The organism is Dysgonomonas sp. (assembly GCF_035323175.1).
Classification (GTDB): Bacteria; Bacteroidota; Bacteroidia; order Bacteroidales; family Dysgonomonadaceae; genus Dysgonomonas.
In genome coordinates this window covers 46,921-61,097 of record NZ_DAOKYH010000013.1, presented here as the reverse complement: position 1 = coordinate 61,097, position 14,177 = coordinate 46,921, and the positions used below count along the sequence as shown (strand labels likewise).

Below are 14,177 nucleotides of genomic sequence, written 5' to 3'. Positions count from 1 at the left end.
AAGTCTACGACTAAGGTGTAAAAACGATAAAAGGCTTTAAGCTGAATAAAAGTAAATTTGACAACAATGCCAGAAAAAGAAAACGAATTGTTTTTATCAAAAAGCATCCTTTGGCTGATGGCAATAGGTGCAGGCCTTGTAGTAGCCAACAATTACTACAATCAGCCCTTACTGGGCGTTATAGCCAAAGAACTGGGTGAATCTGAGTCAGCAACAAGTAAGGTCGCAATGTTTACCCAGATGGGATATGCTGCCGGATTATTACTTATAATTCCACTTGGTGACATGTTTAGACGAAAAAAGATTATCCTTATCGATTTCTTTTTCATAATCCTTTCATTAGTCGTTTTCGCTTTGAGTAAGTCCTTAATAGTCATGCTCGCAGCGAGCTTTTGTATCGGGCTTACATCTGTTGTTCCTCAGATATTTGTGCCCATAGCAGCCCAATTATCCCGCCCCGAAGAGAAGGGACGAAATGTAGGTATCGTTATGAGTGGATTGCTGATAGGTATTTTAGGCTCACGTGTTTTCAGTGGTGTTGTAGGAGAATATCTCGGCTGGCGGAATGTATTCCTCATTGCTGCAGGACTCATGATTATACTTGCCGTACTCATTGCATGGATGTTACCAAATATGCAACCAACCTTTAAGGGCACTTACGGACAACTGATGGGATCTGTTATACGATATGCAAGAAGCATTCCGAGCTTACAATTAGCTTCATTAAGGGGAGCTTTGGGATTTGCCTCTTTCTCTGCATTTTGGACTACCCTCACTTTCAGACTTCAGGAAGCTCCTTACTTTCAGGGAAGCGATGTGGCCGGATCTTTGGGCTTGTTCGGAATAGCAGGCGCGCTGGCGACTACCCTTGTAGGACAAGCATCGGGCAAAGTAAACAAAAACAAGCTTATAGCCATAGCGACCTTCATTATGATCGTTTCGTGGGGAGTGTTTGGGGTGGCCGATAGCACTTATATAGGAATCATTGTGGGTATTATTCTTTTAGATATGGGGCTGCAAGCAATGCATGTCACCAATCAAACAATTGTACTATCATCCCAGCCAGAAGCTGCCAATCGTTTGAATACGGTATATATGGTCTCTTATTTCATAGGAGGTTCTATCGGTACATTCGTAGGAGGTAAGGCCTGGGGAGCTTATGGATGGAATGGCGTTGTATTTACAGGAGCCTTTTTTGTAAGCTTATGTCTTGTCGTACATTTAATTATAAGCAGAAAACCAAAATTCAACGAAAAATAGTTATCTTTACAACTATCAGAAATAAGATGTTTATGAATACACCATTACCTGAACGAATTTATAGGGAAGATCCATTGCCCAATATGGATGAGATAAGAGAGTTTATTGCACAGAAAGAAGCTGTGCAAGCCTTTGATTCGTTACTTGACTTTCTGAATGAAAACTATAACTTCGAACAAGAGATTTCTTTTGGAGGGAAAAATTATGGGGTAATTATTCGCTACCGCAAGAATGGTAAAACACTAGTATCCATACTTCCCGAAAAAGATGCATTCTCAGTAATCCTTATATATGGTAAGAAAGAAGTTATAACTTTTAATGCGTACAGGGAGTCCTTCAACAATATCTTCACAACGATATTCGATCAAACACCTCAGCTACATGATGGTAAATGGATGCTAATCAGAGTTGAGGACGGTTCTTTATTACAAGAGCTGGAACGCATGATAATGATAAAGAAAGCGATAAAGAGGGAGAAAAGAGAAGCGACAAACTAGTTCGATAAACCTTTGTTTTCGCAAAAGGTGCATTTCTAGTTTAGTTCGATAATCAATCTATTATTTATGCGAACGTCCTAAATAGTAAGATACGACAAGCGAACCAACCTGCAATCCCATTAAGAGCCAGAATGCATTTCTCCTCCTATTTTTGCGTTTCAGAGCTTTTAACTCTTGTATTTGCTTTTCATTCAATAAGTCACATTCATGATTTTCCATATTATCTATTTTTTGTGTATTAACTTATTTATGTAACAAAGTAAGGCGTGATTTGATCATCTATTTTTGATAATTTATAAAATTCCAACCATTCTTTATCTTCAGGCTATTCATATCATTTTACCAAAAGAGCTATTGCCACGGCAGGAACAACAAACTTAACTACATTAAATATTTTTTTACTCATTGGCACCTGCCTTGTTGGAGCTATCCCCGATCCTTGATAGTACGTCTCCAGATCCTGAGCAAAATTTTCATTCCAGAATTCACGGGTGGTAGAGTCGGGAAAATAAAACAGCTCTTGACAGAACCCGGACAAACGCCGATTACGCATCTGCTTTTTTTCTATGACACCTTTAAACTCAACATCACAAAAGTAAGTGATCTCATCCTCCTTGCCAAATTCGTCTAGAGTCTGAAAACGATAGTAAGTATAGCAATCAGACATATAATATTTATCTCCTATCTTTTTGAAAGAGAAACGACCGACCTTTCTCTTTATTTTAACTCGGCTTCCCATATACCGCTTATACGGCTGACTAGCCAAAACAGAGTCGATAGACTCTATCTCCATAGAAGCAATAGTCATATCCTCTTTATTAATAAGTATCTCACCTCTTGCCCAACCATCCTTGCCCTGAAGAGGCTCTATCTGCAAAACGATATATGAACTATCAGATGTGAAAGAACGCGTAGTTTCGTTATTCTCGCTTTTGCCAAAGGTAAATAGATGTGAAGCATGGTATTCTGCGCCGTACAATTCCGAAGTAGGAGTCACTGTTCGTTGCACACGCCTTATATCAATAATATTGAGCATATAAGGGACTCTCTCCCTTTTCATATTTTTCTTCAAATCCTTCTCTTTCAGTATTGTTGCATACTTCATATATATTTCATTCTGCAATGTATCCGACTTTTTTGTCTGCTGAAAGTGCAACAAATATCCCAGATGAAGATCGAGCAGGAGTTTCTTCTTCGTGTTTTGCATTGCTTCATCCAACAGAGCATCTGCATCTCCCGGGCTAATAACAATGGGGTTAAGATATACAGGATTCAATTCCATCCGAACAACAGGGTTTATCAAAAGGGAACTTTTAGCAACAGATTTCACTTTGTAACCAATGCATTGGAAATGAATAACATCTTCGCTTACAGTCGGAATAGCATATCTTCCTTTAGTATCTGTATTAACATAGTCTCTCGAAGTGGCTCCATACTGTACTATCACATCCGCTATAGGTTTGTTGCTATCCTTATCGATGACTGTTCCTTGAATTAAAGTTTGTGCAAAAAGATGACTACCGATAAAGGTCAATAAGACTAGAAAAAGACATTTTCTCATATAAAAGTTTTGAGTAAGTTATGCATAAATGGAACCCTATTTATAAAAACGCGATTTTCAATCGAATCATATATTTACACAGCAAACAGACAGTAAAAAACATTTAACGAAAACAAATTCATATATTTTAGTATGGAATACAGTAAATGTACATTGTATTTTTGTACCTTTATCGCGCAGTTATTAAAATTCTATTTTTAATAGCATTTTTTAATAAATCGCTATACATAAAACTATCATACAGTTACCATGTCTATACTCTATCAAGCAGAGGAAGTAAAACTTCCGTCTATAAAGAAACGTAAAACTACAGACTGGATAAAACTGGTTGCCACATCTTATGGTAAACAGATTGGAGATATTTCATTTATTTTTTGCTCCGACAAAAAAATACTTGAAGTAAATAACCAGTATTTGCAACACGACTATTATACTGATATTATTACATTCGACTATAGTGAAGATGATATAATATCGGGGGACATTTTTATCAGTTTAGATACAGTCAAAAGCAACTCTGAAACGTTCGGAACGAATTACGATGAAGAGCTTAACCGTATTATAATACACGGAATACTGCATCTGTGTGGGATCAATGACAAAGGGCCCGGAGAAAGAGAATATATGACTGAATGCGAAAACAAAGCATTAAAAATATTGGAGGCATAGACAATCGTGCAAAAGTTTCTGAGCAAATTATATTATATCGTACCAATCTGCTGTTTCTTCCCGTTCTTCTCAGCACCGTTGGCTTTATTTCTCGGTATAATACTCGCTTTTTTCTATAAAGGGGAGGAAGTAGTTAAAACAAGCAAGCTAACAAAATATCTACTGCAAGCATCTATTGTATGCATGGGTTTTTCTATGTCTATAAACGAGGTTATCCAAACAGGGAAGACAGGGTTTATGATCACTGTAGGCTCTGTTCTTATAACAGTTTTGGCGGGTATCGGACTCGGATTATTATTGAAAGTAGGAAAAAACACAACATTACTTATATCTAGCGGAACAGCTATTTGTGGAGGGAGTGCCATTGCTGCCGTAGCTCCGGTTTTGGGGGCAAAAAACAACGAGATAAGCTTTTCACTTGCTGTTGTTTTCGTATTAAATGCTGTAGGGTTATTTATTTTCCCTGCTATCGGACATCTGCTTCAAATGGATCAGACCCATTTCGGATATTGGGCTGCAATAGCTATACACGACACCAGCTCGGTAGTAGGAGCTTGTTCGGCATACGGAGAGCAGGCCCTGCAAGTGGGTACAACGGTAAAACTAACACGTACACTCTGGATTATACCGCTTGCACTATGCATTGCGTTCTTTAATAAAAATAAAACCTCGAAAATAACAATCCCTTGGTTTATATTTCTGTTTGTTGTTGCTATCATTATAGGAAACTATATTCCCGGAATGACAGAAACAAACGAACATCTCAGCTGGCTTGGAAAAAAAGGAATGATGATTTCTTTGTTCTTTATCGGAGCCTCTATTAATCTGGAAGAAGTAAAAAAAACAGGCGTAAACACCTTTCTTCTAGGCATTCTTCTTTGGTTTGTAATAGCTGTATTATCTTTATACTGGATTAAACTAATGTTTTAATGAACAAAATTGTAGACAAAGAGTATTTCTCTGAAAACGTAGTTAAGTTTGAGGTTGAAGCACCTCTTATCGCTAAAAGCCGTAAGGCCGGCCACTTTGTCATTGTACGTGTTGGCGAGAAAGGCGAGCGTATACCTTTAACCATTGCAGCATCTGACCTTAACAAAGGAACTATCACTATTGTTATTCAGGCTGTAGGAGCCTCTTCAAAAAAGATTTGCGAACTGAATGTGGGCGATTATATAACCGATATTGTTGGTCCGCTAGGACAAGCAACCCATATCGAAAACTACGGAACGGTTATCTGTGCTGGGGGTGGAGTAGGTATTGCGCCAATGCTTCCAATTATAGAAGCGATGAAAAGAGCCGGAAATAAAGTTATTTCTGTCTTGGCAGCACGCACCAAAGACCTTGTAATACTCGAAAAACAAGTAGCCGAATACTCGGACGAAGTAATAGTTATGACCGATGATGGTTCGTACGGACACAAAGGATTGATTACAAATGGTGTTGAGATGGTAATTAATCGTGAAAAAGTAGACTTATGTGTAACCATAGGCCCTGCTATTATGATGAAATTCGTTTCCTTACTGACCCAGAAATACAATATTCCTACAATGGCATCATTAAACACCATTATGGTAGACGGCACAGGCATGTGCGGTGCTTGTCGTGTATCGGTAGGAGGAAAAACTAAATTTGTATGTGTTGATGGTCCCGAGTTTAATGCTCACGAAGTAGATTTCGACGAAATGCTAATGAGGCTAAGAGCTTATAGTTAAATTAATTATTGAGTAAAATTAAAAATATCAGCTCAGTCTTATTACCTATAACTAATTACTTACAACTTACGACTAAAAATGACAGAACAAGAATATATACAAGCACGCCGAAGCGAACCATGGAGAGAGGAACTGCGTAAAACCATGAAGGCTAAAGAACGAGGAGAAAAATCTCGTGTACACATGCCCGAGTTGGATGCTGAATACAGAAGCCACTCCCTGAAAGAAGAAGTTAATTTAGGACTTACCGCCGAACAAGCTATGGCAGAAGCGGCACGATGCCTCGACTGCGCAAACCCTACTTGTATGGAAGGTTGTCCGGTGGGAATCCAAATACCAACCTTCATTAAAAACATAGAACGTGGTGAATTTCTTGAAGCAGCTAAAGTGCTGAAAGAAACAAGCGCCTTGCCTGCTGTATGCGGACGTGTATGCCCACAAGAAAAGCAGTGTGAAGCGAAATGTATCTATATACAAAAAATGAAAAAAGAGCCCGTAGCTATCGGATACTTAGAACGCTTTGCGGCAGACTATGAGCGTGAAAGCGGACAAGTAGCTATACCCGAACTAGCTCCTGCCAATGGCATAAAAATAGCGGCTGTAGGCTCAGGCCCGGCCGGACTTTCTTTTGCCGGAGATATGGCAAAACGAGGATATGACGTAACTGTGTTTGAGGCACTACATGAGATTGGGGGCGTTCTTAAATATGGTATACCAGAGTTCCGTCTTCCAAACGAAATAGTAGACGTTGAAATAAATGTGCTTCGTGATATGGGGGTTAAGTTCGTCAAGAATTGTATTGTTGGAAAAACGATTACCCACGAAGACCTGAGAGAAAAAGGCTTCAAAGGGATTTTTGCTGCAAGCGGAGCAGGGCTTCCTAACTTCATGAATATTCCGGGAGAAAATCTGATTGGAGTGATGTCGTCTAATGAATATCTTACCCGTGTCAACCTGATGGATGCATCAAACCCGGAAAGTGACACCCCTGTGCAAATGGGTAAGAAAGTTGCTGTTATAGGTGCAGGTAACACTGCTATGGATGCGATACGTACAGCAAAACGTTTAGGTGCAGAAAAAGCATATATCATTTATCGCCGCTCGGAAGAAGAAATGCCAGCCCGTATAGAGGAAGTAAAACATGCCAAAGAAGAAGGTATTGAGTTCTATACGCTGCATAATCCAATTAAGTACGAAGGTGATGAAAAAGGTCATGTAAAACGAATGCTCCTACAGAAGATGGAGCTTGGTGAACCGGACGCATCTGGTCGTCGTAAGCCTATCGCAATCGAAGGAGCTACTGAATGGTTCGACATAGATGAAGTAATCGTCAGTGTTGGAGTATCTCCAAATCCATTAATTCCTTCAACGTTTAAAGGTCTTCAAGTTTCTAAGTGGGGAACAATCATTGTGAATCAGGAAACAATGCAATCTGACCTGCCGGATGTATATGCGGGGGGTGACATCGTTCGTGGAGGGGCAACAGTTATTCTGGCCATGGGTGATGGACGTAAAGCTGCTGCAGCAATGGACAAAGCATTAAAAGGATAAAAAAAGATCTATTTATATAAGTAAGCCCTCATTGATTCTTATCAATGAGGGTTTCGTTTTTTATCAAAAAATACAGATAAGATTTTCAATCCATTCGCAGCATAAGTACTATAGAATCACATTCTTTCTATAGAAGGGTTAATTTTACATTTAGAATCAAAAAGATTGCGCACTTTTATCTTCTTTGTGCAACCTATATGAGTAGTGAACAAAAAATAGAAAGATTACGTTTTTTTTATGACAAATTGACAATTTTAATATTGTTTTTGTTTATTTATTCGGATATAAAAAGCTAAATTTGTGAGGCTATTAAAGGATTGATATACAATTAATGAATTAATATATTTAGAGTGTACATAGCCTGCATTTTATGTTACTCTTATCAGTATAATACCTAAAAAAAGTTATGGGAAGAGAAATTAAATTCAGCCTCGTTTATCGTGACATGTGGCAGTCATCGGGAAAGTACCAGCCGCGTGTTGACCAATTGACACAAGTTGCACCGGTTATTATTGACATGGGATGTTTTGCTCGTGTTGAAACGAATGGTGGCGCTTTTGAACAAGTAAATTTGCTTTACGGAGAAAATCCAAACAAAGCAGTTCGTGAATGGACAGCTCCTTTCAACAAAGTTGGCATCCAAACACACATGCTTGAACGTGGATTAAATGCTCTACGCATGTACCCTGTTCCAAAAGATGTTCGTCAATTGATGTTTAAAGTAAAACATGCACAAGGGACTAATATCTCTCGTTCGTTTGATGGATTGAATGACCCTCGCAACCTTGAACTTTCTGTAAAATATGCAAAAGAAGCCGGCATGATTTCTCAGGCTGCTCTTTGTATTACTTCGTCCCCTATCCATACTGTAGAATACTATGTAAACTTTGCTGACAAATTAGTAGAGTTTGGAGCTGACGAATTATGCTTAAAAGATATGGCCGGTGTAGGACGTCCTGCTTTCCTCGGTAAATTAGTGAAAGCTCTAAAAGACCGCCATCCAAATATTCCGATTCAGTATCATGGACACACAGGTCCGGGCTTCTCTGTAGCTTCTATGCTCGAAGTTGCACGTGCAGGTGCTGACTATGTAGATACAGCAATCGAACCTTTAGCATGGGGAATGGTGCACCCTGATATTATCACAATACAGGCAATGCTCAAAAATGCAGGATTCTCTGTACCTGATATCAATATGAGCGCTTATATGGAAGCTCGCGCATTGACGCAATCATTCATAGACGACTTCTTAGGATATTGGATCGACCCTTCAAACAAAATAATGACATCTCTGCTTGTAGGCTGCGGTCTTCCGGGAGGTATGATGGGCTCTATGATGGCCGACCTTAGAGGTATGCATTCGGCTATCAATATGGCTCTTCGCAACAATGGTAAAGCTGAAGTTACGTTGAATGATCTTGTAGTACAATTATTCGAAGAAGTAGAATATATATGGCCTAAACTTGGTTATCCGCCACTCGTAACACCATTCAGCCAATATGTGAAAAATATCGCATTGATGAACATATTCTCGATGGCTCAGGGACAACCTCGTTTCTCTAACATCGACAAAGACAGCTGGAATATGATACTTGGTAAAACAGGTACGCTTCCTGGCAAGCTGGATGAAGAAATCGTTGAATTGGCTAAAGCAAAAGGACTTGAATTCTATACAGGCAATCCACAGGATGAATACCCTGACGCTCTTGATTCATATCGCAAAGAAATGGATGAAAACGGCTGGGATTACGGACAAGATGACGAAGAATTGTTTGAATTAGCAATGCACGACCGTCAATACCGTGACTACAAATCAGGACTGGCAAAAGAACGTTTCAATATAGACCTTGAAAAAGAAAAGGAAAAAGCCGGTGCTCCAATCATCGTAACACGTCAGGTAGTAGAAGTTCCTGCATTTGATGCGGAAGCGATTAAAGCTAAATATCCGGAAGCAAAACCTCTTCAAGCTACTGTTAGCGGACAAGTTATTTGGCAAGTGGATGTAGACGACGTTTCTACTGCTCCTGTTGTTGGCACATCTGTAAAAGAAGGTGATGTTGTATGTTTTGTTCAAACTTATTATGGTATCGAAGAAGTAAAAGCTCTTACTTCAGGAAAGATTATCCAAATAGAAACAAAACAAGGCGCAAAAGTTCAAAAGAATCAGGTTTTAGCTTATATAGACTAAAAGTATCTGATTTCATATATAAAAAAGCATCATTAATAATGATGCTTTTTTTTGCATATATCCAATTGAAATTGAAGAAAAGGCATTATGTATTATTTAACAATATTAAACCCCCAATAAAATTATCACAATAGCTCTAAAACATTTACCTTTGGCGAAATTTTGAAAGAAAGTTTCGCGGAAAAATAAAGGGAAAAATGAAAAAGCTATTATTATTTACAATTTTGTTAGGGGCATTAAACATCTACGCCCAATCTCCAGAAAAAAACAAATACACTATCTTATTAACAGGCGCATCGTTTGCCTCATCAAACAACGGTTGGTTCGAATTAGCTTGCAAAACGCTCGATGCTACTCCCATAAACAAGGCTATAGGGGGAGAGGCTATTGCTGATGCGGCAAATAAGATGGCAGCCGATACGCTTTATACAAAACAGCAACTAGAAGATATAGATGCTTTCGTAATAATGCATGTACACGATGAAGATGTTGCCAGTGAAAACGGTCTTAAAGAAAACTATAAAGATTATAAGACACCGTTCGACAGGTCAAATTATGCAGCTGCATACGACTATGTTATCAAGCATTACATTACAGATTGTTACAATTTGAAATTTGATAAAAATTCAAAGTATTATAATACCCCGAGCGGAAAACCTGCAACAATAGTTCTATGCACGCACTGGCATGACGCACGCATAATATACAATTCAGCAATACGCAAGCTGGCTGACAGATGGGGCTTTCCGGTTGTAGAATTCGACAAATATATCGGGTTCTCTAAAAATCACTTACACCCTGTTACCGGAAAGCAATATAGCATTTTATATGCTCATAATAACGAGAAGGTAAATGGTGTAGAGTATGGATGGCATCCGTATAACGGAGAAGACAAGTATATACAACAACGTATGGCTGCTATATTCACCGATTTGATGAAAAAAGTTCTACCTTTGAAGTAGAATTATGCTATATTACAAAGAATATATAACCGATTCAACCCTATTGGGAATATGGAAGATAGAGGAAACCAGCGAAGAGCTGTTTTCTCTACTTGCCCATCACGAATGGATTCAGAATATATATACAGTAAAGGCAGAATCGAGAGTACTCGAAATATTATCAACGAGGATACTAATAAAAGCACTTACGGGAGAGGAAAAGGTAGTGCGCTACAACACTACAGGGAGACCATTCCTTGCCGATGAATCATATCACATGAGCGTGTCCCACACCAAAGGTTATGTAGCTGTAGCGATCAATAAAAAAAAACCCATAGGGCTGGATGTGGAGTATATATCAGAAAAGATAAAAAGAGTACAAAGTCGTCTTATTTCTGACAAGGAATATATTGACAAGGACAATGAACTCATCCACCTCCTACTCCACTGGTCGGCAAAAGAAGCTATGTTTAAGTACCTTGATACCGAAGGTGTTGATTTCCGAAAAAATTTATTTGTAAGTAAGTTTACTCCTGAAGAGAAAGGAGCATTCAATACCAAAGAAACACGGTCGCCACAACACACCGAATTTAAAGCATATTACAAGGTCGAAAAAGAGTTTGTGTTGGTATGTATTGAGGAGAAAAGCTAAAGAACGAAACCATTCAAAGATTATTATAAAACGGTAGTTTGCGAATCATTCAATATAGCAATCCGATGTTCTTTTTCCATAAACTTAAAAAACATATACAGGCGATATTCAAATTCTAACCCATAATATCTATTTGCTTCATAATCAATTTTCACTTCATAGATATCGGGATTGTAGTGCAGCGGCTGACTATAACGATAATTCCATTCGCTTACCATCATTGCATTTTGTATCTTTAACGAAGAAGCAGAATAGAATTCTTTGGGCTTTTGCATAAGCAAGAAAGTTTCATAACCGGGATCAAGGACTGTTATTTCGTAAAGATCATCTAAATCAATCGGCTCATTACCTTTTGTCGTAATAAGAATAATACCATTAAAACGGTTAGAACATATCAGTGGAGGATTTTCTTTAAAAACTTCTATAGACTTTATGTCATCTAAACTAAGAGTACTTAAACTATCTGACTCCATAACTATTCCATCCACAATAAAAAGAGGTGGAACAGAGTTTTTAATAGTAGGCATATCTATTATAATCCGAAAGCCTCGCTCGAATGATGGACTTAAAATATCTAGTATAGCAGGGTAATTAAAAGACGATAAAATTGAAAGTGATTTCATTCTATTGTCTATTTTTATATCAGCCAAAACCTCCCCTTGTCCAAAACACAAACAAGGAATAATAAATAAAAAAACAACTATTATTTTTTTCATAGCCACTCCGATTCAGATTACCTTCTTCAAATATAACCAATTACAATAAATAAAAAACAAAAGTAGCATGAATAAAATCCATGCTACTCTATATTTTCAAATAAAGAATGTCAACTCACGCAAGGCGACTAACTTCCTTCACACCTTTCACTGTTTTCAGTTTTTTTATGAGCCCGTTAAGCATATCTGTATTATTCAGCGTCACCGACATATTACCCTGAAACAGTCCATCATTCGAGTCGATGCTGATGGAGCGCATATTTATCCCTTGTTCTTTGGCTATAATAGAGGTCAAGTTGTTGATGATACCTATATCATCATTCCCTATTATCCTCAGCGTAACAGTATAGGTAGACCCGGATCTGCCCGACCACTTGGCAGGAATCACACGATAAGCGAAACGCGAAAACATATCATGGGCATTGGGACAATTTACTCGATGTATCTTTATTCCCTGTGAGGATACAAAGCCAAATATCTCGTCACCATATATTGGATTACAACATTTTGCCAACTTATAATCTACACCTGTCAGATTTTGATCTATAATTAACTCCTCTTTGCTCGAAGAATCTTTCTTTGTTTCGGGAGTATATACAACGTAATTCTCGGCACTTATAGCCTCATGCTTATCATGCTGTTCAGTTTCTTTTTTCTCTAGGTCAAGATATTGATCTATAACAGAATTGACATCAAGACTTTCTTCTGCTATCTTAATATAGAAGTCGGTGATTGTCTTGAAACCAAGCTTTTTAATCAAACGCATCATTATAGACTCGTTGATCTCTATCTTCCTGTTCTTTACCCGACGCTTAAGCTGCTCTTTGGCAATCTCCACCTGCTTATTCGCTTCTTCCTTGAGGCTTTGACGTATTTTATTCTTCGCTTTCGACGTAGTTACAAAATTGAGCCAGTCTTGTTTTGGCGACTGATTGGGCGAAGTGAGTATTTCTATTTGGTCTCCATTCGACAATTTATGGCGGATAGAAACATTACGTCCATTCACTTTACCCGAAACACAGGTAGAACCAATACGAGAGTGTATCGAAAATGCAAAATCAAGCACTGTTGCCCCATTCGGCAGTTTATGCAAGTCTCCCTTTGGAGTAAATACATAAATCTCGTCATCGTAGAGGTCGAGCTTAAAGTTCTCTAATTTCTCACCCGAATCAAGACTTTTATTTTCGAGCATTTCACGCAACCCGGTCAACCAGTCGTCCATCTTCGACTGACTTTTCACACCTTTATACTTCCAGTGTGCTGCCAATCCACGCTCAGCAATCTCATCCATACGACGGGTACGTATCTGCACTTCTACCCAACGGGATTCATGCCCCATAACCGTGGTATGCAACGACTCGTAACCATTGCTTTTGGGAATAGAAAGCCAATCTTTCAGCCTTTTTGGATTCGGTGTATAAAGATCGGTTACAATCGAATAGGCCTGCCAACACTCAGGTTTTTCTTTATCTAAAGGGGAGTTTAAGACTATGCGAATAGCAAACAAGTCATAAATTGACTCAAAATCTATCTTTTGCTTTTTTAGCTTATTATTAATAGATGAAATAGACTTCACACGCCCCTTTATATCATACTTCAGCCCGGTCTCTTTCAGTCTGGCATCTATCGGTGCTATAAATTCGGCAATATATTTATCACGTGAAGCTTTACTTTCACTTATTTTTTCTACAATATAGTCATAAGACTCTCTGTCGGTATATTTCAGATAAAGGTCTTCGAACTCCGTTTTTATATTATACAGTCCCAGCTTGTGTGCCAATGGAGTATAAAGAAATGAAACTTCTACAGCCAATTGCAATCGATGCTGTTCGCTATACTTTTCGGCATTTCGGATACGATGAAGCCGACTCGCTATTTTTATAAGAATTACCCGCATATCCTCGGCGAGTGTTATCAACAGCTTTATGTAATTGTCCGAAGCCATAGCCGATTCGTTCATTTCCAAAGCATTGATCTTCATCAACCCCGACACAATATTTGCTATATCTTTACCAAATATCGTAGATACTTCTTCCAGAGATATCGACTTGTGCATTACAGGACGATAGACTAATAAAGCGAGAATTGCAGCACTTTTCAGCCCAAGTTCTTCCATAAGAATAATAGATGAACTCACTGTAAGGTCTGTAATACTACCAATCTTCTGATCTTTAGCATAGACTCCATCAGCCAATGCCTTCTTTATGACTTTCCTTATTTTCTCAAATTCATCAGGAGTGAGATTAGAATCCAACCCTCTCATCAATCTTTTGAATTTGGAATAAGTCAGGCCTTTATCGTTATATGTGGGGAAATTGTCATTCATTTTCTCTACAAAATATGAGTATATATAATTAAATTGACAAAGACAGGAAAAGATAAATCATATTAATCTCGTATCCGTTTGTAAAATTAACGCTTTTTTGAAAG

At 38.3% G+C, this 14,177-nt stretch carries 13 protein-coding genes; 9 read left to right on the top strand and 4 right to left on the bottom strand.

Annotated features, from left to right (window positions below; translation table 11 throughout):
- Positions 1–66 precede the first annotated feature (66 nt).
- Both PKC55_RS13980 and PKC55_RS13975 read left to right on the top strand, forming a co-directional pair.
- Positions 67–1,260 (top strand): MFS transporter, encoded by a 1,194-nt coding sequence (locus PKC55_RS13980; protein WP_324373483.1) that lies wholly within the window; start codon positions 67–69, stop codon positions 1,258–1,260.
- Between the two features lie 32 nt (positions 1,261–1,292).
- Entirely contained in the window at positions 1,293–1,757 is a 465-nt protein-coding gene (locus PKC55_RS13975) for a DUF3788 family protein (RefSeq protein WP_291128055.1), read from the top strand.
- A gap of 60 nt (positions 1,758–1,817) precedes the next feature.
- Here the strand turns inward: PKC55_RS13975 and PKC55_RS13970 are convergent, their stop codons facing one another.
- Complete coding sequence (locus PKC55_RS13970) at positions 1,818–1,976, bottom strand: hypothetical protein (protein ID WP_006842008.1); 159 nt, start codon at positions 1,974–1,976, stop codon at positions 1,818–1,820.
- 115 nt (positions 1,977–2,091) lie between these two features.
- A complete protein-coding gene (locus PKC55_RS13965) occupies positions 2,092–3,318 on the bottom strand; it encodes a peptidase associated/transthyretin-like domain-containing protein (protein ID WP_324373481.1) in 1,227 nt (408 codons plus the stop codon).
- 249 nt (positions 3,319–3,567) lie between these two features.
- Here PKC55_RS13965 and ybeY point away from each other — a divergent pair, with 249 nt between their 5' ends.
- The 7 genes from ybeY (at position 3,568) to PKC55_RS13930 (ending at position 11,031) form a co-directional block, all read left to right on the top strand.
- Positions 3,568–3,987, top strand: a complete 420-nt coding sequence (ybeY, locus tag PKC55_RS13960) for an rRNA maturation RNase YbeY (RefSeq protein WP_291130857.1) — start codon at positions 3,568–3,570, stop codon at positions 3,985–3,987.
- A gap of 6 nt (positions 3,988–3,993) precedes the next feature.
- The gene (locus PKC55_RS13955; protein ID WP_291130859.1) at positions 3,994–4,917 is read left to right on the top strand and encodes a YeiH family protein; all 924 of its coding nucleotides are present in this window, start codon (positions 3,994–3,996) and stop codon (positions 4,915–4,917) included.
- Positions 4,917–5,699, top strand: coding sequence for a sulfide/dihydroorotate dehydrogenase-like FAD/NAD-binding protein (locus PKC55_RS13950; RefSeq protein ID WP_135107047.1), 783 nt, complete (start codon positions 4,917–4,919; stop codon positions 5,697–5,699). Before PKC55_RS13955 ends, PKC55_RS13950 begins: the two co-directional genes overlap by 1 nt.
- Before the next feature lie 78 nt (positions 5,700–5,777).
- Complete coding sequence (gene gltA / locus PKC55_RS13945) at positions 5,778–7,250, top strand: NADPH-dependent glutamate synthase (protein WP_006842003.1); 1,473 nt, start codon at positions 5,778–5,780, stop codon at positions 7,248–7,250.
- 406 nt (positions 7,251–7,656) lie between these two features.
- Positions 7,657–9,438, top strand: coding sequence for a hydroxymethylglutaryl-CoA lyase-like TIM-barrel protein (locus tag PKC55_RS13940; protein ID WP_006842002.1), 1,782 nt, complete (start codon positions 7,657–7,659; stop codon positions 9,436–9,438).
- A gap of 197 nt (positions 9,439–9,635) precedes the next feature.
- Positions 9,636–10,400 (top strand): DUF5040 domain-containing protein, encoded by a 765-nt coding sequence (locus tag PKC55_RS13935; RefSeq protein WP_324373475.1) that lies wholly within the window; start codon positions 9,636–9,638, stop codon positions 10,398–10,400.
- Positions 10,401–10,404: 4 nt separating this feature from the next.
- On the top strand, positions 10,405–11,031 hold the full coding sequence (locus PKC55_RS13930; protein ID WP_291127166.1) for a 4'-phosphopantetheinyl transferase family protein: 627 nt from the start codon (positions 10,405–10,407) through the stop codon (positions 11,029–11,031).
- Positions 11,032–11,054: 23 nt separating this feature from the next.
- On the opposite strand, the gene PKC55_RS13925 is transcribed toward PKC55_RS13930, so the two are convergent.
- Positions 11,055–11,747 (bottom strand): DUF6146 family protein, encoded by a 693-nt coding sequence (locus tag PKC55_RS13925; RefSeq protein WP_291127164.1) that lies wholly within the window; start codon positions 11,745–11,747, stop codon positions 11,055–11,057.
- A 115-nt stretch (positions 11,748–11,862) separates the two neighbouring features.
- Positions 11,863–14,073 carry a RelA/SpoT family protein gene (locus tag PKC55_RS13920; protein WP_291127162.1) on the bottom strand — a complete coding sequence of 737 codons (2,211 nt, stop codon included), beginning with the start codon at positions 14,071–14,073 and terminating at the stop codon, positions 11,863–11,865.
- Positions 14,074–14,177 lie beyond the last annotated feature (104 nt).

Coding starts and splice junctions, on each gene's coding strand:
- PKC55_RS13950 (WP_135107047.1), top strand. CDS start 4,917: ATGAACAAAATTGTAGACAAAGAGTATTTCTCTGAAAACGTAGTTAAG.
- PKC55_RS13940 (WP_006842002.1), top strand. CDS start 7,657: ATGGGAAGAGAAATTAAATTCAGCCTCGTTTATCGTGACATGTGGCAG.
- PKC55_RS13980 (WP_324373483.1), top strand. CDS start 67: ATGCCAGAAAAAGAAAACGAATTGTTTTTATCAAAAAGCATCCTTTGG.
- PKC55_RS13930 (WP_291127166.1), top strand. CDS start 10,405: ATGCTATATTACAAAGAATATATAACCGATTCAACCCTATTGGGAATA.
- gltA (WP_006842003.1), top strand. CDS start 5,778: ATGACAGAACAAGAATATATACAAGCACGCCGAAGCGAACCATGGAGA.
- PKC55_RS13925 (WP_291127164.1), bottom strand. CDS start 11,747: ATGAAAAAAATAATAGTTGTTTTTTTATTTATTATTCCTTGTTTGTGT.
- PKC55_RS13970 (WP_006842008.1), bottom strand. CDS start 1,976: ATGGAAAATCATGAATGTGACTTATTGAATGAAAAGCAAATACAAGAG.
- ybeY (WP_291130857.1), top strand. CDS start 3,568: ATGTCTATACTCTATCAAGCAGAGGAAGTAAAACTTCCGTCTATAAAG.
- PKC55_RS13920 (WP_291127162.1), bottom strand. CDS start 14,073: ATGAATGACAATTTCCCCACATATAACGATAAAGGCCTGACTTATTCC.
- PKC55_RS13965 (WP_324373481.1), bottom strand. CDS start 3,318: ATGAGAAAATGTCTTTTTCTAGTCTTATTGACCTTTATCGGTAGTCAT.
- PKC55_RS13975 (WP_291128055.1), top strand. CDS start 1,293: ATGAATACACCATTACCTGAACGAATTTATAGGGAAGATCCATTGCCC.
- PKC55_RS13935 (WP_324373475.1), top strand. CDS start 9,636: ATGAAAAAGCTATTATTATTTACAATTTTGTTAGGGGCATTAAACATC.